General features: G+C 35.4%; 21 protein-coding genes and 1 riboswitch. Of the genes, 4 read left to right on the top strand and 17 right to left on the bottom strand.

Annotation, left to right across the window (positions count from 1 at the left end; genetic code table 11):
* Positions 1 to 57: 57 nt before the first annotated feature.
* From QUH73_RS15325 to QUH73_RS15355, 7 genes are all read right to left on the bottom strand, one after another.
* A complete protein-coding gene (locus QUH73_RS15325; RefSeq protein ID WP_289531317.1) occupies positions 58 to 516 on the bottom strand; it encodes a hypothetical protein in 459 nt (152 codons plus the stop codon).
* 26 nt (positions 517 to 542) lie between these two features.
* On the bottom strand, positions 543 to 1,439 hold the full coding sequence (locus QUH73_RS15330; protein ID WP_289531318.1) for a hypothetical protein: 897 nt from the start codon (positions 1,437 to 1,439) through the stop codon (positions 543 to 545).
* Between the two features lie 325 nt (positions 1,440 to 1,764).
* Positions 1,765 to 2,544: a radical SAM protein gene (locus QUH73_RS15335; protein ID WP_289531319.1), complete on the bottom strand. Its 780-nt coding sequence runs from the start codon at positions 2,542 to 2,544 to the stop codon at positions 1,765 to 1,767.
* A 91-nt stretch (positions 2,545 to 2,635) separates the two neighbouring features.
* The gene (locus QUH73_RS15340; protein WP_289531320.1) at positions 2,636 to 3,451 is read right to left on the bottom strand and encodes an amidohydrolase family protein; all 816 of its coding nucleotides are present in this window, start codon (positions 3,449 to 3,451) and stop codon (positions 2,636 to 2,638) included.
* The gene (locus QUH73_RS15345; protein WP_289531322.1) at positions 3,448 to 4,275 is read right to left on the bottom strand and encodes a DUF4296 domain-containing protein; all 828 of its coding nucleotides are present in this window, start codon (positions 4,273 to 4,275) and stop codon (positions 3,448 to 3,450) included. The genes QUH73_RS15340 and QUH73_RS15345 overlap by 4 nt, the downstream gene beginning before the upstream one ends.
* Before the next feature lie 67 nt (positions 4,276 to 4,342).
* On the bottom strand, positions 4,343 to 5,095 hold the full coding sequence (locus QUH73_RS15350) for an ABC transporter ATP-binding protein (RefSeq protein WP_289531324.1): 753 nt from the start codon (positions 5,093 to 5,095) through the stop codon (positions 4,343 to 4,345).
* The gene (locus tag QUH73_RS15355) at positions 5,092 to 5,832 is read right to left on the bottom strand and encodes an MlaE family ABC transporter permease (RefSeq protein WP_289531325.1); all 741 of its coding nucleotides are present in this window, start codon (positions 5,830 to 5,832) and stop codon (positions 5,092 to 5,094) included. Before QUH73_RS15355 ends, QUH73_RS15350 begins: the two co-directional genes overlap by 4 nt.
* 178 nt (positions 5,833 to 6,010) lie before the next feature.
* On the opposite strand from QUH73_RS15355, the gene QUH73_RS15360 reads away from it, so the two are divergent.
* Positions 6,011 to 7,099, top strand: a complete 1,089-nt coding sequence (locus QUH73_RS15360; RefSeq protein WP_289531326.1) for a mannose-1-phosphate guanylyltransferase — start codon at positions 6,011 to 6,013, stop codon at positions 7,097 to 7,099.
* A gap of 46 nt (positions 7,100 to 7,145) precedes the next feature.
* On the opposite strand, the gene porN is transcribed toward QUH73_RS15360, so the two are convergent.
* The 6 genes from porN to topA all read right to left on the bottom strand — a co-directional run bounded on the left by porN (position 7,146) and on the right by topA (position 15,658).
* Complete coding sequence (porN, locus tag QUH73_RS15365; protein WP_289531327.1) at positions 7,146 to 7,991, bottom strand: type IX secretion system ring protein PorN/GldN; 846 nt, start codon at positions 7,989 to 7,991, stop codon at positions 7,146 to 7,148.
* A gap of 15 nt (positions 7,992 to 8,006) precedes the next feature.
* On the bottom strand, positions 8,007 to 9,554 hold the full coding sequence (porM, locus tag QUH73_RS15370) for a type IX secretion system motor protein PorM/GldM (protein WP_289531328.1): 1,548 nt from the start codon (positions 9,552 to 9,554) through the stop codon (positions 8,007 to 8,009).
* A 23-nt stretch (positions 9,555 to 9,577) separates the two neighbouring features.
* Complete coding sequence (porL, locus tag QUH73_RS15375) at positions 9,578 to 10,528, bottom strand: type IX secretion system motor protein PorL/GldL (RefSeq protein WP_289531329.1); 951 nt, start codon at positions 10,526 to 10,528, stop codon at positions 9,578 to 9,580.
* 47 nt (positions 10,529 to 10,575) lie between these two features.
* Entirely contained in the window at positions 10,576 to 11,910 is a 1,335-nt protein-coding gene (gene porK / locus QUH73_RS15380; protein ID WP_289531330.1) for a type IX secretion system lipoprotein PorK/GldK, read from the bottom strand.
* 46 nt (positions 11,911 to 11,956) lie between these two features.
* A complete protein-coding gene (locus QUH73_RS15385) occupies positions 11,957 to 12,889 on the bottom strand; it encodes a PorP/SprF family type IX secretion system membrane protein (protein ID WP_289531331.1) in 933 nt (310 codons plus the stop codon).
* A gap of 378 nt (positions 12,890 to 13,267) precedes the next feature.
* Positions 13,268 to 15,658, bottom strand: a complete 2,391-nt coding sequence (gene topA / locus QUH73_RS15390; RefSeq protein ID WP_289531332.1) for a type I DNA topoisomerase — start codon at positions 15,656 to 15,658, stop codon at positions 13,268 to 13,270.
* A gap of 209 nt (positions 15,659 to 15,867) precedes the next feature.
* On the opposite strand from topA, the gene QUH73_RS15395 reads away from it, so the two are divergent.
* Positions 15,868 to 18,249 (top strand): penicillin-binding protein 1A, encoded by a 2,382-nt coding sequence (locus tag QUH73_RS15395; RefSeq protein WP_289531333.1) that lies wholly within the window; start codon positions 15,868 to 15,870, stop codon positions 18,247 to 18,249.
* Positions 18,250 to 18,293: 44 nt separating this feature from the next.
* Positions 18,294 to 18,489, top strand: a riboswitch (cobalamin riboswitch).
* A gap of 137 nt (positions 18,490 to 18,626) precedes the next feature.
* Here QUH73_RS15395 and radA read toward each other — a convergent pair.
* The 4 genes from radA to panC all read right to left on the bottom strand — a co-directional run bounded on the left by radA (position 18,627) and on the right by panC (position 21,983).
* A complete protein-coding gene (radA, locus tag QUH73_RS15400; RefSeq protein ID WP_289531334.1) occupies positions 18,627 to 20,003 on the bottom strand; it encodes a DNA repair protein RadA in 1,377 nt (458 codons plus the stop codon).
* 99 nt (positions 20,004 to 20,102) lie between these two features.
* Positions 20,103 to 20,600, bottom strand: coding sequence for a D-glycero-beta-D-manno-heptose 1-phosphate adenylyltransferase (gene rfaE2, locus QUH73_RS15405; RefSeq protein ID WP_289531335.1), 498 nt, complete (start codon positions 20,598 to 20,600; stop codon positions 20,103 to 20,105).
* A 174-nt stretch (positions 20,601 to 20,774) separates the two neighbouring features.
* The gene (gene panD / locus QUH73_RS15410) at positions 20,775 to 21,125 is read right to left on the bottom strand and encodes an aspartate 1-decarboxylase (protein ID WP_289531336.1); all 351 of its coding nucleotides are present in this window, start codon (positions 21,123 to 21,125) and stop codon (positions 20,775 to 20,777) included.
* A gap of 18 nt (positions 21,126 to 21,143) precedes the next feature.
* Positions 21,144 to 21,983: a pantoate--beta-alanine ligase gene (panC, locus tag QUH73_RS15415; protein WP_289531337.1), complete on the bottom strand. Its 840-nt coding sequence runs from the start codon at positions 21,981 to 21,983 to the stop codon at positions 21,144 to 21,146.
* A 193-nt stretch (positions 21,984 to 22,176) separates the two neighbouring features.
* Between panC and QUH73_RS15420 the strand changes: the two genes are divergently transcribed.
* The gene (locus QUH73_RS15420; protein ID WP_289531338.1) at positions 22,177 to 22,986 is read left to right on the top strand and encodes a glycogen/starch synthase; all 810 of its coding nucleotides are present in this window, start codon (positions 22,177 to 22,179) and stop codon (positions 22,984 to 22,986) included.
* Positions 22,987 to 23,241: 255 nt separating this feature from the next.
* On the top strand, positions 23,242 to 25,077 hold the full coding sequence (gene glmS / locus QUH73_RS15425) for a glutamine--fructose-6-phosphate transaminase (isomerizing) (RefSeq protein ID WP_289531339.1): 1,836 nt from the start codon (positions 23,242 to 23,244) through the stop codon (positions 25,075 to 25,077).
* Positions 25,078 to 25,113: the final 36 nt, after the last annotated feature.

The raw sequence follows: 25,113 nt of genomic DNA on the forward strand, positions 1-25,113 counted from the left end.
AAAACCATCCTTTGCGGGATGGTTTTTTTGTTTCGTAAGTTTCAACTCAGAAAATGATCATTTAAAAATAGTTCTCGATCCAAAAGCTCTAAAGCCAATTAAAATTGAAACGCAGCCACTTTCAATCCGCTCCTTTTCTGGATTCTCAGGTATCAGTACCCGAATTACAAAATCATCGGTACTTTCAACCATAAAATCCCACAAGTTTGTGTGATCTTCATCTGCATTATCATACAATAAGTTGTAATCAGTATCAAAAAGCTGAAATTGAATTTTACCAAGGCTCTCTTCTCCTTCAACCAGAATTCGATATTCCTGATCCTTATAAAAAGTAAGTTGCAATTCAGCAGTTTCACCTTCCGATAACACCGCATTGTTTAATTGTCCGTTAAACGTGTAAGGCGTAAGTTTCGGAATGCATTCCTTTTTGGTGTATTCGTTACACTGCGCAAGCACAATATTTGGCAATGCGAATAAGTAAAAAATAAGTAATATGGTTTTTATAGTTGTTTTCATTCCAATCGTTTTAGTGCTCCCCAATCCTATAATTCCGTAATTGTTTCTCTGATTTTGCCGTTGATTTCTTTTATTGCCCTGATTGTTTCGTTCGAGGCAGTTAAAGTAACCTGATTTTTTATAACCGTTTTGCCGTCTTTTGTTTTAATGCTCGATGCAGAAGATTTAGTTTGTGATATTTCCTGAAATTTCGCATCCAGTTTCTTTAAATCCGGTAGAATCTGATTTATTTTATAGTTATCTCTATATTGATTTAGTAAACCAATTAAGTTTTTTACAGAATGTTTTTGCTGTGAAATTAAGTTGACCATTTCTTTTTGAGGATTTTTTAAATCAACAATATTTGTTGCCAGATACAAGGTTTCAATCCATCCACCAAAAACAATTAAAGCCGCAACACCACCTCTTTGATTTTCTTTCAGATAACTGTCCGATTTTGTAAAAGTTTCAGTAATAATTTGAAGCAAAGAATCTTGGTTTTCAATATTTTCTTCCATCCTTCGGGCAGTAATTCTTTCCTGCTCTTCAGGAATTCCCAAATGGCGTGTAAATTTCTTGATTACAGCTAAATATCTTGCTGCATCCTGAAACTGTTCATAAATTCTAATGTAACTTAAATCTGCACCGTAAATACCAATGTTGATAGCCACATCTGCTTGTGATAAATAATTATCTGCATTGGAAACCGGATTCATTAAATCGGGCTGATAGGGCAAGTTCATTTTTTTGATAATTCCAGTCACTTCAATAGGACTCGGCACATTGTAAAACAGAGTTTTAACCGATTTAAACTCCTTTTGTTGTGGTGCAGTTATCTCAGGCACTTTATCAGCTGAGGGTTTCTTATTTTGACAACCAAAAGTCAGCACTGATGAAGTGAAAAAAAGAATGAAACAGCTTATTTTAATAGATGTTTTAAACATAGATTTATTGTTTTCTCTTAGGTTTTATTTTGTAATAAACTTAAAGTTATACTTTTAGGGAGAAATTGCAAATAAAAAAGAGATATAAGCAATTATTGTAAAGAAACTCCTGGAATGGAGAAACAAAAGATATTTGCAGACGTAAAAATGAAGTTGAAATCGAACTTCATAACATCAAAAATTCCTTTTCTACTGGGCTTCCGGGCGAGTAAAATATTTTTACTTGAAAAAGAGTTTTGAGATGTAGCTTACCTTAGCATCCGTTAAGCATTAAATATGAATTTCAGGAATCGATAGCACCTTATCGTCTTACGAAGACAAAATATTAACCACTGATTTGCGTTTTAAATCCGGCATCCTCTACTTTTTGTGCAATCTGCTGCAATTCTTCCATTGATATTTTCTCCAGATTATCACTTGGCGTATCCCTCGAGATGGTATAAATCATCACCTCTTTAGGTTGTATTTTTTGCAGGTGTGTCAACCAAGCTTCTATTTCTTCTTTGGTCGTATTGTCTATAATTTTACCCTTGTATTCTCCTCTGATAAAAAGGGTCTGAATTATTAAATTGCCATCGAATTTTGAGAGAAGGTCAACCAAATAATTTAGATTGAATTTTCCAACAGGCTGATTTAAATTGATTATGGTTTCTTCTGTTCCGCCATCTAACTTTAAAATGTTATCATCTACCTTATTTAGAGCGTCAAATACCGACTTTTTGTGAATCATCGATGAATTAGAAAGGACAGCGATTCTTGCCTGTGGAAATACTTGATTTCTAACCTCGATCGTGTAATTAATAATTTCGCCAAATTCAGGATGAAGTGTTGGTTCTCCATTTCCTGCAAAGGTAATCACATCCAAATTTTCATTATTGGCTTTCATCTGGGTCAATTTCTCGAACAGACTCTCTTTCACCTGATCTTTAGGGTGAAAGTTAATTTTCTGTTCATAGTGATCTGGATTCCAGCCACATTCGCAATAAATACAATTAAAACTGCAGAGTTTGCAATCGTTGGGTAATAAATTAATACCTAATGAAACCCCAAGTCTTCTGCTTTTTACCGGGCCGAAAATAATTTTATCGAAGAGAAAAGTTGCCATTACACGTTTTTTTTGTTGCCCAAATTTAGATAAATTCCTGAGTTGATCCATTAAAATTGGGAGTTTAAATCGAGAAGTTAATTGGTATTGATTAAACAAGGATTTTCAGTTCGCTTGCCGCGTTAAATTTCTGATTGGAATAATCAAGATTTGTGAGCAGGTTCAAGCCAGGTTTTTTACCAATTTCAAGACTTCCAAATTCATTTTCAATTTGCAAATGTTTTGCTCCGTTTATAGTTCCCCATTTAATCAATTCCCAGAACGCAAGTGTCGGTAGAATTTCCTGCAAAGCTTTTAATTCCTCAAAAACAGATAGTTTCAAATGCGTTCCAAGTGATCCTGTTCCAATGCAGTATTGGCTCATTTCACTTACAGCAGGTGTAAACCCTTTAAATTTTTCTAAAATTATCCGATTTAGCAGAATGGATTGGTTTGGATTTAATTGTTTGTTTGATATTGGGATTTGTAACGAACAGTTTGATTCTGCAAGGTTAATGTCGGAAAAAGACAGCTTCGATTCTCGTTTTTGCTCAGCATGATTGTTTACTGTAAAAAAGTCGGCGACAGCAACAGTACCATAAGCTTCCAATTGATTAATCCCTCTTTGTATTGTATTGGGAGTAGTTTCTTTTAAGAGTAAGCTTTTTTTAAGTGCAGAGCCAAAGTCATCACGAAAACATTCTTCAAAATCTTTTTCAGAGAAGGACGGAAAACTAAGTAGTGTAAATACATCAATAAATCCGGGTACAATTACACCACTGTAGAACTCCAGGTTTTGAATTTCTTTAAATTGTCCCTTCGTATCAACTATATCGACAATATAATTTTTCTCATCAATTACAATAATTCCATTTTTTAGAGGAGTAGCTGTAACAGGAAAAATGTAGTTCGCTGCTATTTTTCTCATCGCACACGCCTAAGGTTCTGTTCCTCATCTTGCTCTAATTCCTTAAGTACCTGCAGGGAATCAGGTCTAATCTGCGGATTGAAAATCATGATGTCTTTAATTTCGAAATGCTGAGTAAACTCAACAAGATCATTCTCTCCGGCAAATAAGTTGCCGCGTAGTTCTGTGTAGCTCGAATCCGGATAGGACAAACTTAATTCATAAGTATTGAATTTTATTTCTTTAGTAATTGGCTTTGGCATAAAGTTTACTTTATGTTCTTCGCCTAAACTATCCTGTTTCCAAAAATAGGCTTCCAATTTAGGCCGATCAGTTTGATCATCCTTAAATATTCTAATAGAAGCTTTAATGGTGTAAATGCCTTTTTGTTTGATTGGAATAGCAAAAGTAAGTTGGTTTTTGTCTTTTTCAGGAATTCTCCAATCTTTCTTTTTTGTCCAAAGGTTTACTGTGTCTTGTTCCAGTTTCTTATTTTTAACCTCAATACGATAATGGGTTTCAAGTCGGTTAAGCGAATCGATAATTACATCGTAAATTCGGGTGAATCTTTTTGTATTATTAGAATAATAGGATACGCAGGAATCAAATTGCTCGCGGGTAATATCGTATTTCTTAAAAATAGAATTGTAATAGTAGCTGGGGCGGTAATTATCTCCCGAGCGATAAATATTTTGGGATTCTAAAGTTCCATCAATAATATGAATATCAATAAGCATCTTAGTGAATTGATCTTCATTTAACTGAGGAGTATTTTTATTATTATTTTTGCAGGATATCAAAAAAGAGAATGCACAGCAAATAAAGAAAAGTAGTATTTTATTCATGAATTGTTTCTTGTTGATCTGAAAGCAAAGATAATAAATCGAATAGAATGTGCGAGTGAGATTTCTGCTAGCTTATTTTTTTAATCTTTTTATACAATTCCGAAGCAAATACAAAATCATTTAAATCCTGATTGTCGGTATCAAATATTTCATTTTTGGAACCTTCCCATGCTTTGTTCCCCTTACTTATAAAAATAATTTTCTCTCCAATTTCCATTACTGAATTCATATCATGAGTATTAATAATGGTAGTCATATTATATTCTTTTGTTATTTCCAGAATCAAATTATCAATCAAAATAGCAGTTACAGGATCTAAACCGGAATTGGGTTCATCGCAAAAAAGGTATTTCGGATTCAACGCAATTGCTCTCGCAATGGCAACACGTTTCTGCATACCACCACTAATTTCAGCGGGAAACAAATGATTTGAATTTTGTATGTTAACACGGTTTAAACAGAAGTTGGCACGATCTTTTTTTTCTTTTTCATTCATATCTGAAAACATATCCAAAGGAAAGAGTACATTTTCTTCAACACTCATAGAATCGAATAAAGCACCTCCCTGAAATACCATGCCTATTTCCTTTCGAATCTCTTTTTTTCCTTTCAAATTCATTGAGGTGAAATTTCTGTCGTTATAGAATATACTGCCGGAATCAACCTCATGAAGTCCAACGATTGATTTAAGTAAAACTGTTTTACCTGATCCACTTTGTCCTATTATAAGATTGGTTTTGCCAGCCTCGAAATTGATAGAGATATCATTCAATACTTTTAAGTTGGCAAAAGATTTATTTACATTACTTACAGTGATCATTTTAAAAGGATTTGTGTGAGTATCACATTAGCAAGAAGAATAAGAATACTGCTGTTTACAACTGCTTTTGTACTTGCTCTGCCTACCTCCAGTGCACCTCCTTTTACGTAATATCCATAGAAGGATGGAATTGCTGTTATAATAAAGGCAAAAACGGCTGTTTTTATCAGGGAATAGGTAATGTAATAAGGAATAAAAGCATATTGTACACCGTCAATATAATCAGTTAAATTTACAGTACCTGTTAGATAGCCAGCAAGTAAGCCTCCTGTTATTCCAACAAATACGCTTAGTACATATAAAAATGGATTAATAAATATTGCCGCTATAATTTTAGGTAAAACTAAATGGTTGGCAGAATTGATTCCCATGATTTCCAAGGCATCAATTTGCTCAGTTACCCGCATCGAACCAATTTCAGAAGCTATATTTGAACCGACTTTTCCGGCTAATATTAAACCAACTATTGTCGATGAGAATTCAAGAAGCATCGATTCTCTTGTAGTATAACCAACCAAATAATCCGGAAGTAAGGGATTCAGCATATTGTATGCTGTTTGCAGGGTAATAACAGCTCCCATAAAAAGAGATATTATCACAACAATCCCAATAGAATTGATTCCGAGTTTATCAATTTCACGGATTATTTGTGAAAATAAAGTCTTGCCTTTTTCTGGTTTTGAAAATACCAAAACAAGAAATCTTGAGAATTTTCCTACGTTTTCAAACAAGTTCATAGTTATTTTGCTTTACGATAAAATTACAAATTATTTGTTTACCATCTTCCAGGATAATTGTATCTATTGAAATTTCTGTTCTTTTTTGATTTAATAAGGCTTTTCAGTATTTTAGAGTATAATTTTACTACTCTTGAATTCTTACTTAATGAGCATAGATTCAGATAAATATTTTCCAATGGATAAAAATAATTATTGTGTAATTATGGCTGGCGGCGTAGGCTCGCGGTTTTGGCCTCTAAGCAAAAATAATAAACCCAAACAATTTCTTGATATTCTTGGTACCGGTAAGACTCTAATTCAGTTGACTTATGAGCGTTTTGCGTCCATTTGTCCGGCAGAGAATTTTTTCGTGGTAACCAATACAAACTACAAGAGTCTTGTGCTTCAGCAACTCCCAAATATTAATGAAGACCAGGTTTTGTTAGAGCCAATTAGAAGAAACACGGCACCTTGTATTGCTTATGCCAATCATAAAATACAAAAGCGAAATCCGAATGCATCAATTATAGTAACTCCTGCAGATCATTTAATATTAAATGAGACCAAGTTTTTAGGAGTTTTGTCGGAAGGAATTCAATTTATACAAGATGGAAATAAATTATTAACATTGGGAATTACCCCCTCAAGACCGGAAACTGGTTATGGTTATATTCAGGTTTCAAATAAAGCCGTTGATAATTATTCCGATGTTTATCCTGTAAAAACATTTACAGAAAAGCCACATCTCGAATTGGCGAAAATATTTCAGGAATCGGGTGAGTTCTTTTGGAATTCAGGAATATTTGTTTGGAAACTTTCGGCAATACAGGATGCGTTCCATAAGTTTTTACCGGATATGAAATATCTGTTTGAGACTACTTTGGATAAACTTGACACTGGAGAAGAACAATATTTTATTGATCAGATTTACCCAAAATGCGAGAATATTTCTATCGATTATGGAATTCTGGAAAAGTCTGAAAGTGTATTTGTGTATTGTTCTGAATTTGGTTGGTCCGATTTGGGTACATGGGGTTCTTTGTATGAACATTCTGCAAAAGACAATAATGCAAATGCCATTCAGGGGGAAAATGTAATGCTTTACGAATCAAAAAATTGTCTGGTAAATGTACCAAATGACAAATTGGTTGTTGTACAGGGCTTGAAGGATTACATTGTTGTTGAGACTAATAATTCTCTACTCATATGTCGTAGAAGGGATGAGCAGGAGATAAGGAAAATCGTTAATGATGTGAAAATAACAAAAGGGAAAAAATTTGTATAGCAAAAAAGGACCTGTAAGGTCCTTTTTTTATATCTGTATGTTCTTTTTAGAATTCCCAAAGATCATGTTCAAATGTGAAAATCTCATTCTTAATTCGTTCTGCTTCAAGCATTGAGTTTAAACCAACAGTATATTCACTAATTTGACGATTGTTGTGAACGTTGGAGATTTGTGAAATAAAACTCGAAAAATGTCTTTTTAAGAACAAATCATCAAATGAATAACGAGCCGCGTCGTTATTTGGATTAAATACTTCGTGAGAAGCAAGCAAAGGCCGGGCCTCAGGAAAATAGATCCAGAACAGTTTTTTCTGCTGAATACCATCTAACTCCGAATCACCATCTTTTATGTATTCACGAATTGGGCAAATTCCAATGATCCGAACCTGTAGAGTTGATGTTTGTTTGTCGAAGAACCACTGTTCTTTTACCATATATCTTTTTACATCATCCGTATGCATTTCGCCAGGAAGAATTTTTTGCTCAAGTTCACCTGTCAATCTATTACGTTGCATGATTGTATCATTTTGAGCATCAAACTTCGAACGAATCTGATCAATGGTCATAGGAACCTTAAATTCATCATCGTTTGTTTCGTAAGCAGTTAAGCCCTCATTCTCAATTCCATACATCAAAAGATCGATTAAACTGTAGCGGTCATCTTCAGGTGTTGTTGGATAATACATGGGAAGGTTCATTTTTTCCCGCAGATCCACAAATCTCCACACTAACTTCGACCACATCACATCCGACTCACGTATATTTGAGTAAGGAATAGGTTTTCTGTTTTTGATATGATTTTTTGAATAAACACTTGTAGCATTTGTTTGTGCACTAGAATAGGAAGCACAAATCAATACAAAACCAATTATTAGTAATAAGCTTTTCTTCATCGTATATAAATTTTATTACTCAATTCTAAATGAAATTGTAGGTAAGTCTCTGGTCACACCATCCGGACCAACTGCCCTAATATCTTCAATATAAACTTTTTGACTTCTTTTTAAATTTCGAAACATCTCAGTTTGTTCCTTGGTAAATACATCCGATCTGGATTCCTGATCAACAGTAAAACCTTTAACTATTGTAGAAACAGTAAAGCCGGTTATTTTAAACTTTAAGTCGAAATCAAAATTATCCATAACCGCATCAACACCAGTTTGCGCCAAGAGCAGATTCTTTTTGATTTTACCTCCACCTAAACCAGCAACTTTTGCAATTGGATCTGGAATTGGTTTCACTCTAAAATCCACAGTGCGCAATGGTCTCCAGCCATCCTCAAATTGTGCTTCAACTTGCACTCGTGCAGTCTTAAATGCTACTTTAGGTCTTGCAATATAAGCATCTCCTTTTTTAACCAAACTACCATTGTCCATGGTAGCACGCACTCTGTCCGATGCAAAGCCCGGAGCTGAAATGCTTACTGGATTGTCAACACCTACATAAAAAACATTCATTTTAGTAGCAGAAACCACTACATTAGGTTCTGCTACAATATAGCTCGATTTAAACTCGTATTTTTTGTCAATTCCAGACGGACTGGTGTACGTAATAACGCCTCCCCATGTTACTTCGCCAACCTTATCTGTTTTTGCTGTATAAACACCTCGGCCATCTTTAAAGTTCTTAATTGCGCCCTCTCGGTCAATAACTATTTTAGGGTTCTGTGTTGTATCAATAGCAGCAAGAAAAACCTGAGCTTCGTAGGTGTCACCTTTTAAAATATAATTTGACGGCGAAAATACTTCTGCTCTTAGTTTATTGAATTTAAATGATTCTGCTTCAATTTTATTGAATAAATAACTTACGATATCCGATTCAGTACTGCGTATATCTGTCTGAATTTTAGATAGTAGAGTGACAGCTCCAATTAATGGAGTATGTGAAAATTGTATAGATTCCCAACTGTAATTAGGATCACCTTTAGTCATCTTTTTTGGTTTTTCCGTATTCAGAGTTTTCATAATTGCTTTACGCAGAGTAGAATCTTTTCCTGCAACGTGACTTAATACCAAATTACGGTAGGAATCAATAGCTTCTCTTAAAACTTTACCCTGTCCGCCAACAATCATAATTTCAGGAGGCACATCCAAATTGTCTCTACTCTCGATGTTATTCATATCGTATTCAGGACCATCTGCACTTTTAACGATTCGATGTTTCAGAGAATCGATTAAATTTGATAAGTTATTTGATTCAGATTTTATCTTATTTGCATTATCCCAAGCTTCCTGAACTTTAGCCGGGTTTGCTTCCAGGGCAATTAGGAAATCCTTATATTTATTTTCATTTTTTTCTTCGAATGTCTGAATGGTTTTTGATAAACCATTATCAATAATCGTGAAAGCATTAAGGACCTCGTTTGATACATTTATCGCTAACATTGCTGTCAGGAATAAATACATCATCCCAATCATTTTTTGCCGTGGTGTTTCTTTACAATTCGTTGCTCCCATTTCAGCTCAGCTTGACAGTTAAATTAATTTTTCTTTCTTACATCCATGGCACTCAGCATATTACCGTATATGGTATTAAGTGCGGCAAGATTTTCGTTTAACTGTTCGGTTTCTTTTTTGTAAGCTTGTGCATTTTGTAAAGTTACAGTAAGAGTTTCAAGAACTTTACCCAAATCCTGATGTACAGTTTTCGAATTAGTCATTTGCTCGTTACCTTGTTTCAATTGCAACTCATATATTGTGTTTAGTGATGACAGGTTGTTATTCAAGGTTGACATGGAACCATTAAACGTATTGCTGTTTTCAGAGATTTTATCAAATCCGGTTTGTAAAGATTTATCCAAATTTTGATAAGACTCTACCAATTTATTTCCAGATTCGTTAACATTTTTAGTAAACCCTTCACCTGAAGTACTAATTGCATTAGCAGTTTCTTGGTAAGAATTACTTAGTTTTTGAGCTGAGTTAGATAATTCTTCAGTTGATTCAGCGTATTTGTTAGAAAATTCACCAACAGAGCTTGACGCTTTCTGTATACTTTCAATGTAACCATTGGTTGCAATAGCTGCTTCTGACAGGTTTGAAAGGTTTTCTGCAGCGTTGGTTAATTTTGCAAGCCCTTGACTTAAATTCGATATTTTGTCCGGATGAACACTCATCTTCTCTAGGAATGATTGTAATTGTTCCAGTCCTTCAACCTGAACACCGCCTCCGGTAACACCTTCTCTTGGTTCCAATCCAATTAATTCCGGATATACTAAACTCCAGTCTGGTTGCTCGTGTGGTGGTTCAAAAGCAGAGAAGAAAAAGATAATAGCCTCTACAGTCATACCAACGGTAAGAAGTTCTCCTGCATATGGGTAATGTTGTATTTTGAATAGTGCACCAATTAAAACTACGGAAGCACCCCAGCCATATACATAGCCCATAAATTTTTTCCATCTAGGAGATTGAACAAGTTCGGTAATATTCATGATCAGTTAAGTTTGAAAGGTCTAAAATAAATAGTCTACGGGTAATATTATTTACCTAAATGAGTTCTGACACAACGGAATCCGATATAAGATTTTGCAGTATCCTGATACTCGTATGTTCTGGTTGCACACTGCAAATAGTAGCCTATATCTTTCCAAGATCCTCCTCTGGTTACTTTTCTTTTTAAAGCTGGTGGATCATCGGGTAATGCATTGTATTCATAATTCGGATTCATATCATGAGTAAATGAATAGGCCGACTCATCGTAAGCTCCTGAAGTCCATTCTGCAACATTACCGGCCATATCATACAACCCAAATTCATTTGGCTCGTAGCTGCCAACAGGAAGGGTTACAAGACCTCCATCATCTACGTAATTACCTCGCAGAGGTTTAAAATTAGCAAGAAAACACCCTTGGTCGTTTCTTGTATAGGGGCCACCCCAAGGATACATATTTAATGCAATGCCTCCTCTGGCTGCATATTCCCATTCTGATTCTGTAGGTAAGCGATAATCCTGAACAGGATAATCACCTTCTGCTTTTAATGCAGAATTGTGAAAACGGGTTCTCCAGATAGAAAATGCAGATGCTTGTTTCCAGGAAACTCCAACAACAGGATAATCATCATAACCAGGATGCCAAAAATATTGTTTTGTCCAAGGTTCGTTATATGAGTAGGTAAAATCCTGAATCCAGCATAATGTATCCGGGTAAATGTTAAGGGCTTCTTTCATGATAAAGGAAGAACGGTCTTCAATTTGTTTACGACCTCCTTTGTAATCATCAACCATTCCTTCATATTCTCCCGTTTCATAATTGTAACGGTTCGATTTTTTTGCGGCTTGCTGAAGATCAACCCACTCGTACTGATACTTTAGTTTACGCGAATCAATTTCTTTATTTCTGAAAAATCTTTCGTTAACAGGCAAATACATGTCTTCCAGAATTTCAGTATATTCTTCGTTGTCCCATTCCAATCTTTCGTTCCAATTGATGAAAGGAGGATCTATTGGATTGCCATTGTCATCTTCAGCAATTAAGAACTCTTCGAATTGTTGTCCTAAAAGTTCACGTGCTATAGAGTCTCTAACCCAATATACAAACTGACGATACTCATTGTTTGTAATTTCGGTTTCATCCATCCAATAAGATTCGACAGATACGGTTTTGGCTGTAGCATTAAGTGCCCAAGCTACATCCTGATCATTTGGACCTACAGTAAAGCTTCCACGGGGAATCAATACCATACCATATGGTTTAGGTTCAAACCATTTACCTCTCTGACCCGCACCGATAAGTTCTCCGTTCCCAGTGTTTTTACCACAACTGGTTAAGAACAATAAAACAATTACACAAAGTGTTGTAAGTAGTTTATTCATAGTGGTTTTGTAAATTATACTGATTGTATAGTTTTTCTAATTAATATTATAAAAATCGAATGCTCTTATATTTTTGATTTCGTTTTTCCAATTTAGTACTGAATCGATAAGCTAATAAAAACTCATGTGATCCTCTTGCAATTTTCGAGGTTGAAATATCGTATGCATATCCAATTTGAATACCATTATTAAACAAAATACCTAACATTCCAACAATGGCGTCATCAACCCTATATGAAACGCCTCCCCAAATCTTTTTATTGTATCTGATGTTTGTATTTAAGTCAAATTGAGATACTACGGCATCAGTTTTATAAAAAACCGAAGGTAAAACTTCCCACGATTCATTTAATTCGTATCGATATCCTGCCATGGCGTAATAATGACGGGCAAGATAGGTTTCAATATTTTCATTATATCCAATATTGGGTTTGTTCAGATGGCTTACGGAAGTTCCAACATAAAAGTTGTCTGTTTTATAATAAATTCCTAGTCCTAAATCAAAAACCATTTTACTGTCATCTACAGTTGAAGAACCAAGATCGTCTTCGGGAGTAGAAAAACCATCTCCGTCGGGAACAAACCATTCTCCTTTAAGGGAATTGTTTTGAAAACCGAAACTGAACCCAATATTTAAAGAACTTTCACCTGTTTTTTTTTGATATGCATAACTAAAACGCATGCCGGTATTCTTTTCGAAGCCTAATTTATCACTTAGTATGGTTAATCCAATTCCGTGATCTGTTCCCATAAATGTAATTGGTGTGCTTATATTAAACACAGTGGTAACAGGTGCATTTTCGAAACCAACCCATTGCTGACGATTAATTGCCGACACAAATATATCTTTGTCTGCCCCAGCAAATGCAGGGTTCACAGAAAGAATATTGAACATGTTTTGACTGAACTGCGGATCTTGCTGAGCCTTTATTAATAAGGTGTAGCAAAACAAAAATATGAAGAAAATAAATTTTTTCATGTAATACATTATGGTTCAGTAACGGTCAAAAACTGTGAAGGGTAAAGTAAATAAAAATAAATGTGCCTTACAAGTTTTATCAGAGGTTCAGGTGCATTAATCAATAATTTTTATAGTTCTATATTAAAACTTAATTTTATAAATTATAACATTAAATTAAATAACAGGATGGTAGTCTACTTCCATAGATTAGAGATTCCCGCATTTTATTGTAAGTCTTATTTACGAGGGTTTTATTGTTTTGTTAAGAGTTTTTGTAATTTTTAATGTGAAATTAACAATAAGATAAGATTATATGTTGTTTGAATTTAATTGTATGGCAATAAAAAAGGGCTGTCTGTATAGAAAGACAACCCTTAACTTTTTTTTTATTTTTTTTTATTTTTTGGACTTTTTCGCTACTAAAGTCTTCTTTGTTGGTGTAGCTTTCTTTTTGGGCGGTGCTTTTTTTGCTGTTTTCTTTTTAGGTGCAGATTTAATAATTTTTAAGCAATCCTCATAACTTAGTGTTTTTGGGTCTTCTAAATCTTTAGCCAAACGGTAGTTTTCCTTTTGGTAAGAAATATAAGGCCCCCAACGACCGTTAAGTATTTGTAAATCTGCATCTTCATCAAAGGATTTGATATGCTTCAATCTGTCTTTCTCCTTTTTTTCCTCTATAAGAACGATTGCTCTTTCCAAATCAATTTCCATTGGATCATCTACATCTTTCTTTAAAGAAGCAAATTTTCCATCGTGGCGAACGTATGGGCCAAATCGACCAACTGCAACGACTACTTTCTTGTCTTCGTAGAGGCCAAGGTCTCTGGGAAGCTTAAATAAATCGATTGCTTCCTCAAGTGTGATTGTTTCCAGATGCTGGCCGGTACGAAGGCTTGCAAATTTTGGAGCTTCAGCATTTTCATCATCAGAGCTTTCTCCTAGTTGTGCCATTGGACCATATCTTCCAATACGTACCAATATTACTTTGCCGGTAGCCGGATCATTACCAAGAATTCTTTCTCCCGTTTCTCTTTCTGATTCTTCAAGAGTTTTTTCTACGTTGGCATGAAATGGATTGTAGAATTTTCCAATCATTTCGTACCATACCAATTTACCTTCAGCAATATCATCAAATTCTTTTTCCACATCAGCTGTGAAATTGTAATTCATGATTGTTGTAAAGTGCTTATTTAAAAAGTCAGTAACTACCATTCCTATATCTGCAGGGAAAAGTTTTTTATTTTCCGCTCCGGTTATCTGAGTCTTGGTTTCTTCTGAGATGTTATTATTAACAAGTGTTATTACTTCATAGTTTCTTTCTATTCCATCTCGGGATTCTTTTACAACATATCCACGATTTTGAACAGTTGTAATTGTTGGGGCGTAAGTTGATGGTCGGCCAATTCCAAGTTCTTCTAATTTCTTCACTAAGCTGGCTTCGGTATATCTTGCAGGACGATAGGTGAAGTTTTGAGTGGCATTCATCATTTCTTCGCGAAGTAAATCGCCAATAGTTACAGTTGGCAGAAGTGTTTCTTCTTCCTTCTGATTTTCATCATCCGAAGATTCCATATATACTCTAAAGAATCCGTCGAATTTGATCATTTCGCCAGATGCTACCAATTCCTTATTATTTGTGGAGATACCAATCTTGATATTTGTTTTTTCAAGTTTTGCATCAGCCATCTGAGATGCAATGGTACGCTTCCAGATTAAATTGTACAAACGAACTTCATTAGATTCTCCCGAAATTTCGTCCTTATTTAAATAGGTAGGACGAATTGCTTCGTGAGCTTCCTGCGCTCCTTTGTTTTTTGTTTTATATCTTCTAGTTTGAACATATTCGGAACCATGACGTCTGGTGATTTCTTCCTTAGTTGCTGTCAATGCAGTTTCTGCAAGATTTACCGAGTCAGTTCTCATGTAGGTAATATTTCCAGCTTCATAAAGGCGTTGAGCAACAGTCATTGTTTGTGCTACTGAAAATCCGAGTTTTCTACTTGCCTCTTGTTGTAAGGTAGAAGTTGTAAATGGTGCTGCCGGTTTACGGGTTGATGGTTTCTTCTCGATATCATTAACTCGGTACTCCGCATTTTTGCAGCTATTTAAAAATTTAAGAGTTTCCTCTCTTGTCGAAAATCTTTTAGGGAGTTCTGCTTTTAGCGTTTTTTCATCGCCCTTATCATCCGTTACGGTAAGAAGAGCAATAACTTTAAAATAAGATTCAGAGGTAAAGTCAATAATTTCACGTTCTCTTTCAACAATTAATCGTACAGCAACTGATTGTACCCGTCCGGCCGATAATTGTGGCTTAACTTTTTTCCATAAAACAGGAGAAACTTCAAAACCAACCAATCTGTCCAGAATTCGTCTGGCTTGCTGCGCATTTACCAAATTCACATCAATATCTCTCGGATTTTTTATTGCATTTAAAATTGCCTCTTTTGTAATTTCATGGAAAACGATACGTTTTGTATTTTCTTTTTTAAGCTTAAGTACTTCGTATAAGTGCCATGCAATTGCTTCTCCCTCGCGATCCTCATCAGATGCGATCCAAACCGTAGAAGCTTCTTTAGCTAATTTCTTTAATTCGGCAACAACCTTTTTTTTATCTGTGGAAACAATATAATTGGGGGTGAAATTATTCTTAATGTCAATTCCAAAATCTTTCTTCTCTAGGTCTCTAATATGCCCAAAGCTAGACTTTACCACAAAGTTTTTACCTAAAAACTTTTCGATAGTTTTTGCTTTTGCAGGGGACTCGACTATAACTAAATTCTCTACCATACTTGTATCTTTACTTTGGAAAGTTTCGGTTAAAATTTTTGCAAAGTAAAACAATAAGGAACCTAACTTCAAAATTTAATGATGATTATTTTGAAATTACCTTTTTCATTTATCTAAAATAATTCTAAATCAATAGATGATGTGCCTCCAATAATTGTTCTAATAATATTTGCTATTTTTACAGCACAAATTAAATTAATTGATTTAAAATGTCAGAAAGAAACACTGAGTTTAACTCGGATACCGAACCAATTTCGAAATTACAAATGTTTAAAAAGCCATTGATTATTTTCTGGGCAGTTTTTTCGATATGTGTATTAGCAGCAGTACTTTTTTTTGCCGGTGTTTCAAATGGAACATTTGGCTTTATGCCTTCGTTCGAAGAATTGGAAAATCCTAAAAACAGTTTGGCTACAGAAGTGTATACTGTAGATGGAAATTTGATCGGTAAATTCTATTTTGAAAATCGATCTTTTGTTGAATATCACGAATTGTCTCATTTTTTGGTGGATGCATTGATTGCTACTGAAGATGTTAGATTTAATGACCATTCGGGGATTGATGTTCGTGGTTTAGGTCGGGTAGCGAAGGGATTGGTTACCGGTAATAAAAGCGCTGGAGGAGGGAGTACAATTTCTCAGCAATTGGCGAAAATGTTATTTCCGCGTGAGAGTTTTGAAAAGAAGATGGAGATCGTTTTCAGAAAATTTCGTGAATGGGTGATTGCGGTGAAGCTGGAACGAAGCTATACCAAAGAGGAGATCATGACCATGTATTTTAATAAATTCGATTTCTTAAACCTGGCAGTGGGTATTAAGTCGGCGGCAAACGTATATTTTAATACAACACCTGATTCTCTTAAGATTGAACAAGCTGCAATGCTTGTAGGAATGGCAAAAAACCCATCATATTTTAACCCGCTGAGACGTCCGGAGTTGACATTGAACCGACGTAATGTTGTTTTATCCCAGATGGTAAGATATGACTACTTGTCGAAAATGGAATTTGATTCGTTGAAAAACCTTCCTTTAGGAATTGATTTTCAGAAAGTGGATCACAAAAGGGGAATGGCTCCTTATTTTAGAGAGTATTTACGTACTTCTTTAACAGCGAATGAGCCATTAAGAGACAGGTATCCATCTTATGCTGATCAACAATTTGTGAAAGATTCGATTGAGTGGGAAACCAATCCTTTTTATGGATGGTGCAATAAAAATGTGAAAGCAGATGGAACTCCATACAATATATATAAGGATGGACTTAAAATATTTACAACCTTAGATTCCAGAATGCAGCGATATGCAGAAGAGGCTGTGGTTGAGCATCTAGGCTTGAATTTGCAAAAGGCATTTAACCGAGAGAAAGAGAATCATAAATACCCACCTTTTTCGGACGATTTAGCTAAGGAAGATGTAGAGCAGAATATCGAAACTTCCATGAGAAGAAGCGAAAGATATCGCGTTTTAAAGAAAAATGGCATGAGCATGGACTCCATTCGATTGGTATTCAAGAATCCAACGAAAATGAAAATTTTCACATGGAAAGGAGAAAGGGATACTATCTTGAGTCCTAATGATTCTATGCTTTACATGAAGGGATTTTTGCGTGCGGGATTTATGTCGATGGAACCTCAAACCGGAGAAGTACGTGCTTATGTAGGAGGTCCTAATTACGAGCATTTCATGTACGATATGGTTAATGTGGGTAAGCGACAGGTGGGATCAACTATAAAGCCATTTTTATATACGCTTGCCATGCAGGAAGGCCTGGGGCCTTGCGATAAGGTTCCCAATATCCCTCAGACTTTTATTTTGCCTGATGGAACACCTTGGACATCAAAAAATTCCACTGATGCCAGGAGCGGTGAAATGGTGACTTTAAAGTGGGGATTGGCTAATTCTGTGAATTATATATCCGCTTGGGTTTTGAAACAAACCACACCAGAATCGGTTGTTAAAATGGCTCATGAAATGGGTGTTATTAGTGAAATTGATCCAGTCCCATCTATCTTTTTAGGAACCTCAGAGATTACGGTATATGAGATGGTTGGCGCGTACTCAACTTTTGTAAATAAAGGGGTTTACATTAAACCAAGTTTCATCACTAAAATAGAAGATCACAAAGGAAATGTGCTTGCTCAATCGGTTCCTCGAAAACATGAAGTAATGGATGAACGAACAGCCTATTTAATGACAAATTTATTGCAAGGTGTTGTTCAGAGAGGAACCGGTAGAAGATTACGATTTACCTATGGTTTAAATAATCCGATAGGAGGCAAAACAGGAACGACACAGAATCATTCGGATGGGTGGTTCATGGGAATTACTCCTGAATTAGTTTCCGGCGTATGGGTTGGTGCTGAAGATCGTTCCGTTCATTTTGAGGGAATTTCGCTGGGACAGGGAGCAAATATGGCATTGCCAATTTGGGCTCTTTATATGCAGAAGGTTTATGCTGATAAAAGTTTGGGACTTACTCAGGGTGATTTTGAAAAACCAAGGGGTGTAAGTATAAATCTGGATTGCGATGATGAATCTAATGAATCAAATAACAAAGAATTGATAGAGTCGGAGAATGAAGATTTCTTTTAGATTTTCAGCAAATTTTTAGTTGGAAGATCAATATATTTTCTTTAAAATTGTAGTGAGTTTCGGGTTCCCGAAAGGGAATAATAGGGAATCCTGTTTAAGCAGGAGCTGTCCCCGCAGCTGTAGATTCCGGTTCGTTTTTCGAATCAATATTTTAAGCAATAAAACCACTGTTTCGGATGGGATGGGAAGGTGTTTAAAATTGGAATAAGCCAGAAGACCTGCCTGAGATCATGGATTTTAGCTTTCGGTGGAAAAAAGCGGAAAGATTCAGTTTATTTCTTTCTTATTCCGACGCTATTTGATTCGAACTGCCATACTCGAATCAACAAATTCATAGTAACTGTTAAAGGCCGAAACGTAAGTTTCGGCCTTATTTTTTATCTAAAAAGGGTTTGGAATACTTCTCCAACCTTGCTTACCAAATGAATTTTTATTTTAAATTTTGAGGTGTCAAGTCCTTTGGAATTATGCTTTGGAATGAAAATTTGCTTGAATCCCAACTTCTCAGCCTCACTAATTCGTTGATCTATTCTATTAACAGGTCTAATCTCTCCGGATAAACCTATTTCCCCTGAAAAACAGACTTCCTTAGGAATAGAAATATCTGTACTCGATGATAGTACAGCAAGAATTACTGCCAAATCGATAGCAGGATCGTTTACTTTAATTCCTCCTGCAATATTTAAGAATACATCCTTGGTCGAAAGCTTAAAACCGGCTCGCTTTTCCAAAACGGCTAAAAGCATATTTAATCGACGAAGATCGAAACCTGTTGATGAACGCTGAGGCGTTCCGTAAGCAGCAGAGCTAACCAGAGCTTGTATTTCGATAAGAAATGGACGCATTCCTTCTATCGATGCAGAAATAGTCACACCGCTCAGGCTTTCATCTTCCTGTGAAAGAAGAAGCTCTGATGGGTTCGATACTTCCCGGAGTCCATTGTGCTGCATTTCATAAATTCCCATTTCGGAAGTGGAACCGAACCGATTTTTTGTAGATCTTAATATTCGATACATGTGGTTTTGATCTCCCTCAAACTGAAGAACTGTATCCACCATGTGCTCCAAAATTTTTGGACCGGCTAAACTTCCATCTTTAGTGATATGGCCAATTAAAATTACAGGCGTTGATGATTCTTTAGCAAATCTTAATAGTTGCGATGTACATTCTCTGATTTGTGATACGCTGCCAGGACCCGATTCTATTGTTTCGGTTGCCAGAGTTTGAATAGAATCAATAACGATAATATTCGGAGAAGTGTTTTTTACATGAGAAAAAATATTCTCCATTGAGGTTTCGCTAACGATCAGACAGTTTTCGTTATCGGAATTTATACGATTGCCACGCAGTTTTATCTGTTGGGCACTCTCTTCACCCGACACATATAAGGTAGTATAACTTTTTAAATTTAGAGCAATTTGAAGTGCAAGTGTTGATTTACCAATTCCAGGTTCACCTCCAATTAATATTAGCGATCCGGGAACTAATCCTCCTCCTAAAACTCGATTTAATTCACCGTTTTTAGTGTCGAATCGGGACTCTTCAGTTGAAGATATTTCAGATATTTTTTGAGGTTTGTTTTTTTTGCCCTGTCCATTGATTCCAGCTATTGCTGATGTCGTTGATTTGACAACAACTTCCTCAACAAAGGAATTCCATTCTCCGCAAGAGGGACATTTTCCTACCCATTTTGTAGATTCTACTCCACAACTCTGACAAAACCAGGCACTTTTTGTTTTTGCTTTGGTGGCCATGTGTAATCAATTAGTAATTATTAATTAACAATTATGAATTGTTAAGAATTTTTGAGATTGATAATTATTTAAAGAGTCTGGTTTGCTTCTTTTTAATCTCTACCCTTTTTCTTTTATTTTATTGATGATACCCGTTGAAGAGAATCCTTCAATGAAATCAAGTGTTTTAATTTCCCCTCCTTTGGCTTTTACAATATCGTATCCAACAATGTCTTCAGTATTGTAATCGCTTCCTTTAACCAGAATGTCCGGCTGAACAAAATTAATTAACTCGTAAGGTGTTTGTTCTTCAAAGTAAATTACCAGATCTACAAAGCTTAATGATGCTAATAGAAAAGCTCTTGAATATTCATCAATAATTGGTCGGTTGGGACCTTTTAATTTTTGAACGGAGGCATCAGTATTTAAACCAATAACCAGCTTATTGCCCATAGAAGCTGCTGAAGCTAAATAGTTTAAATGTCCGCGGTGAACCAGATCAAAACAGCCATTGGTGAAAATAATTTTATTTTCCTTGAATCTCCAGGTTTGAAGGAGGTTGAAGGCATTTTCTTTATCAGATATGATCTTATTTTTTACGATATCAAGTTTATTCATTGGGCTGACTATATTTAAAGCTAATAATTTACAAGTATAGAGTATCGGAAACAAAGTATCAAGATTCGTGATCAAAATTGTTCAATTTCTATTCTTGAAATAGAATAGATAAGGCCATAAAAAAGGGCTGATCGGTTAGAACAGCCCTGTACTTATTACAGTAAATAAGGTAATTTAAATTAATTTGTTGGTAGCGGTATCAGGAAAAACCAAGCTAGGTTCCCATGATTTCGCTTCCTCAAATTCCATAGATGCATAAGAGATGATGATAACAATATCACCAACAGCACATTTTCTGGCGGCAGGGCCATTCAAGCAGATGATACCAGAGTCTCTTTCACCACGAATAACATAGGTTTCTAATCGTTCTCCGTTGTTTACGTTAACAATTTGAACTTTCTCATTTTCAATTAAATTGGCTGCATCCATCAAGTCTTCATCAATGGTTACACTTCCAACATACTGAAGATCAGCACCAGTTACTGACGCTTTGTGAATTTTCGATTTACAAACTTCAATGTACATATCGTTTTTTAACTAATTTTAAAAAGTAACGTTATCTATCAGGCGGGTTTTCCCAACCTGAACCGTAATACAGCCTATCTTATTATTTGACTCACTCCAGTCGTTAATCACCTCAAGGGTTGTATCGTTAACAATCTCAAAATACTCGACAGAAAGATAATTGTTTTTATTGATTTCTTCAACAACCCAGTCTTTCAATTGAGAAACACTTAATTCCGCTGCTAAGTTACGAGCTTTAAATAAAGTTTCAGAGATTTTACAAGCATTTTTTCTCTGATCTTCAGAGAGCAAAACATTCCTTGAGCTCATGGCTAAACCGTCCTTTTCCCTGATAATAGGGCAGGGAACGATATTAACATTTAACTTAAGATCTTTTGTCATCTGCTTAATAACAGCTACTTGTTGGAAATCTTTTTGTCCAAAGTAGGCATTTTCAGGGCTTACGATATCGAAAAGTTTGCTAACAACCTGAGCAACACCATTGAAATGACCCGGACGTTTTTTCCCTTCCATAACCCTATCAAGCACACCGAAATCAAAAATTCTGGTGTCAGGTTCAGGATAAATTTCATTTACTTCCGGAATAAAAATTAGGTCTGGTTTGCAGGCCGAAAGTTTCTCCAAGTCCTCTTCAATAGTTCTTGGGTAAGTCAATAAATCCTCGGGATTATTGAACTGTGTTGGGTTTACAAAAATACTAACAACTGTAATATCATTGTTTTTTACAGATGTATCGACAAGAGACAAATGCCCCTTATGAAGAGCTCCCATTGTAGGAACAAATCCGATTGTCTTTCCTTCTGCCTTAAACTTGCTGATCTTACTTTTAATCTCAGCAACAAGCTTTACTATTTCCATTCCTTGAATTGTGTCTGTAAAATCTAATTGATTTTTATTTGAGACTGCAAATAAAATAAATAAATATAAATTGGAGAAATATTAATTGCATTTAATTGTATTGTAGGAGCTTTAAGCTTCGCTTTCGGACAGGTATGTTAATTATTTTTACTAATTTTGCGCAGATAATCTGTATTATATTATTAGCGACTATATGGAAAAGACAAAAGTATTGTTTGTTTCACAAGAAATTACCCCTTATCTTCCTGAAACTGAAATGTCTGCAATAGGTAGATATCTACCTCAGGGAATCCAGGAAAAAGGAAAAGAAATCAGAACTTTCATGCCCAGATATGGGTGTATCAACGAGAGAAGAAACCAGTTGCATGAAGTTATCCGCCTTTCGGGAATGAATTTAATAATTGATGATACAGATCATCCATTAATTATTAAAGTTGCCTCGATTCAAGCTGCTCGTATGCAAGTTTACTTTATTGATAATGAGGATTATTTTCATAGGAAAGAGATTTTGTTAGATGAAAACGGAGATGCTTTTGAGGATAATGATGAAAGAGCTATTTTCTTTGCAAGAGGGGTACTTGAAACAGTTAAAAAATTAAGATGGGCGCCGGATGTTGTACATTGTCAAGGTTGGTTCACCGGTTTGGTACCTTTGTATTTGAAAAAATCATTTAATGAGGATCCATTATTTACAGATACAAAAGTAGTTTTCTCCATGTATGATGATGAATTCTCAACAAAATTCAGTAATCGGTTTAGAGAGAAATCAATTATTGAGGGAGTTAGTCAGGAGGATGTTAGTATTTTAGAAGATGCCAGTTATGTTGCACTTCATAAATTAGCAATTGATCAGTCTGATGCGTTGATTATGGGGAGTCCTCAGATAAACGAAGAAGTGATGGCATATGCGGTTGCTTCAGGAAAACCTTTTCTGGAGTATAAGAACAAGGATGAATATGTATTGGCTTATTCAGAACTTTATGACGAATTAGTAGCAGAATAGTTACGATATTACAATATATTCAAAAAGGTGTATTTAAGCATTTGCTTACTTACACCTTATTTTTTTATTCTTTAATATACTTTAAGAAGTTTGGAGAGCTTTCTAACTTATCGTATTTTTAGCTGGATTTATGATAATTCAATCGGTGATGCGTATTTTGATGCTAACTTATTGCTTACAAGATATGTATCTTTATTTGATGAATTGTTTTTTTAACAAGTTTCGTGTGGTACCGAAACTGAAATAATTGTATTTATGTGTGGAATAGTTGGTTACATTGGGGATAAGCAGGCTTATCCTATACTCATTAATGGTCTGAAAAGATTAGAATACCGAGGGTATGATTCTGCAGGAGTTGCTCTTCGTACAAATCGAACTCAGGTATTTAAGTGCAAGGGAAAGGTTTTGGATCTGGAAAATCATGTAAAAGGAAATGATGTTTCGGGAACCATTGGCATAGGACATACTCGTTGGGCAACTCACGGGGAACCTAACGATGAAAATGCTCATCCTCATAGTTCGATGAATAATAAATTTGTAATTATTCATAACGGAATTATTGAAAACTACTCAATTTTAAAGGATAAGCTGATTAAGAGAGGATATGCTTTTCAAAGTGATACCGATACTGAAGTTTTGGCAAATCTGATTGAGTATATTTATTTGAAAGGTGAAGTTTCTGCAGAACTTGCAGTTCGATTGGCTTTAACAAAAGTGGTTGGAGCTTATGGTTTGGTTGTTATTTGTGAAGATGAACCAGATAAATTAATTGCAGCCAGAAAAGGAAGTCCGTTGGTGGTTGGAGTAGGAAACGGAGAATATTTTCTTGCTTCGGATGCCACACCTATTATTGAATATACGAATAGTGTTATCTATCTGAACGATAACGATGTTGCAATTATAAGCAGAGATGAATTGGTTTTGAAAACCATTCAGAATGACAAATTAACTCCCCATATTCAACAATTGGATTTGGATATTGAGCAAATTGAAAAAGGTGGCTACGATCATTTCATGCTAAAAGAAATTTTCGAACAGACCAGCTCTATTCATGATACTATCCGGGGAAGAATCTCTACAACAAGTAAAGAGGTGTTTTTAGGTGGGATAAATGATGTTATTCCGCAATTGGTGAATGCTCGTCGAATATTAATTATTGGATGTGGTACATCATGGCATGCAGGAATGGTAGGTGAATATTTGTTTGAAGAATTTGCCAGAATTCCCGTTGAGGTAGAATATGCATCTGAATTCCGTTACAGAAATCCTGTGATATTTAAGGATGACATCGTTTTGGCGATTAGTCAGAGTGGTGAAACTGCCGATACCTTGGCGGCTATTAAATTAGCAAAAGAGGCTGGAGCTACTGTTCTTGGTATTTGTAATGTGGTCGGATCAAGTATTCCCCGTGAAACTCATGCGGGTGTATATACTCATGCTGGTCCGGAAATTGGAGTTGCTTCTACAAAGGCATTTACAGCTCAGGTTACCGTGCTAACTATGATGGCAATGCTTGTTGGATACCGCAGAGGAACTCTGGCTAAGGATGTATATGAAGAGCTTATTGCAGAGTTTGCAAATCTTCCGGAAAAGATAAAAAGAATCTTGGATAAAGAAGATGATATTAAAGAATTATCGAAACAATACATGAATTCTACCAATGCTCTTTATTTAGGACGAGGTTTCCTATTTCCGGTAGCTTTGGAGGGTGCTCTAAAACTAAAAGAAATTTCCTACATACATGCCGAAGGATATCCTGCCGCAGAAATGAAACACGGACCGATTGCTTTGATTGATGAGCAAATGCCGGTTTTTGTTGTTGCAACAAAGGATAAATCTTACGAGAAAATCGTTAGTAATATTCAGGAGGTAAAGGCAAGAAAAGGACATGTAATAGCTATTGTAACTGAAGGCGATACTGTAATTAGTAAGATGGCCGATTTCGTGGTTGAAATTCCAGAAACCTTGGAACCATTGGCACCATTGTTAACGGTTATTCCTTTCCAGCTGATTTCTTATTATATCGCTGTGTACAGGGGCTGTAATGTTGATCAGCCAAGAAATTTAGCAAAATCTGTTACTGTAGAGTAACTTAAGATTTAAGAATTATAAATAGAGCGGTGTGAT

The sequence above is a fragment of the Labilibaculum sp. K2S genome (assembly GCF_030372765.1).
Classification (GTDB): Bacteria; Bacteroidota; Bacteroidia; order Bacteroidales; family Marinifilaceae; genus Labilibaculum.

Coding starts and splice junctions, on each gene's coding strand:
- QUH73_RS15325 (WP_289531317.1), bottom strand. CDS start 516: ATGAAAACAACTATAAAAACCATATTACTTATTTTTTACTTATTCGCA.
- QUH73_RS15330 (WP_289531318.1), bottom strand. CDS start 1,439: ATGTTTAAAACATCTATTAAAATAAGCTGTTTCATTCTTTTTTTCACT.
- QUH73_RS15335 (WP_289531319.1), bottom strand. CDS start 2,544: ATGGCAACTTTTCTCTTCGATAAAATTATTTTCGGCCCGGTAAAAAGC.
- QUH73_RS15340 (WP_289531320.1), bottom strand. CDS start 3,451: ATGAGAAAAATAGCAGCGAACTACATTTTTCCTGTTACAGCTACTCCT.
- QUH73_RS15345 (WP_289531322.1), bottom strand. CDS start 4,275: ATGAATAAAATACTACTTTTCTTTATTTGCTGTGCATTCTCTTTTTTG.
- QUH73_RS15350 (WP_289531324.1), bottom strand. CDS start 5,095: ATGATCACTGTAAGTAATGTAAATAAATCTTTTGCCAACTTAAAAGTA.
- QUH73_RS15355 (WP_289531325.1), bottom strand. CDS start 5,832: ATGAACTTGTTTGAAAACGTAGGAAAATTCTCAAGATTTCTTGTTTTG.
- QUH73_RS15360 (WP_289531326.1), top strand. CDS start 6,011: ATGGATAAAAATAATTATTGTGTAATTATGGCTGGCGGCGTAGGCTCG.
- porN (WP_289531327.1), bottom strand. CDS start 7,991: ATGAAGAAAAGCTTATTACTAATAATTGGTTTTGTATTGATTTGTGCT.
- porM (WP_289531328.1), bottom strand. CDS start 9,554: ATGGGAGCAACGAATTGTAAAGAAACACCACGGCAAAAAATGATTGGG.
- porL (WP_289531329.1), bottom strand. CDS start 10,528: ATGAATATTACCGAACTTGTTCAATCTCCTAGATGGAAAAAATTTATG.
- porK (WP_289531330.1), bottom strand. CDS start 11,910: ATGAATAAACTACTTACAACACTTTGTGTAATTGTTTTATTGTTCTTA.
- QUH73_RS15385 (WP_289531331.1), bottom strand. CDS start 12,889: ATGAAAAAATTTATTTTCTTCATATTTTTGTTTTGCTACACCTTATTA.
- topA (WP_289531332.1), bottom strand. CDS start 15,658: ATGGTAGAGAATTTAGTTATAGTCGAGTCCCCTGCAAAAGCAAAAACT.
- QUH73_RS15395 (WP_289531333.1), top strand. CDS start 15,868: ATGTCAGAAAGAAACACTGAGTTTAACTCGGATACCGAACCAATTTCG.
- radA (WP_289531334.1), bottom strand. CDS start 20,003: ATGGCCACCAAAGCAAAAACAAAAAGTGCCTGGTTTTGTCAGAGTTGT.
- rfaE2 (WP_289531335.1), bottom strand. CDS start 20,600: ATGAATAAACTTGATATCGTAAAAAATAAGATCATATCTGATAAAGAA.
- panD (WP_289531336.1), bottom strand. CDS start 21,125: ATGTACATTGAAGTTTGTAAATCGAAAATTCACAAAGCGTCAGTAACT.
- panC (WP_289531337.1), bottom strand. CDS start 21,983: ATGGAAATAGTAAAGCTTGTTGCTGAGATTAAAAGTAAGATCAGCAAG.
- QUH73_RS15420 (WP_289531338.1), top strand. CDS start 22,177: ATGGAAAAGACAAAAGTATTGTTTGTTTCACAAGAAATTACCCCTTAT.
- glmS (WP_289531339.1), top strand. CDS start 23,242: ATGTGTGGAATAGTTGGTTACATTGGGGATAAGCAGGCTTATCCTATA.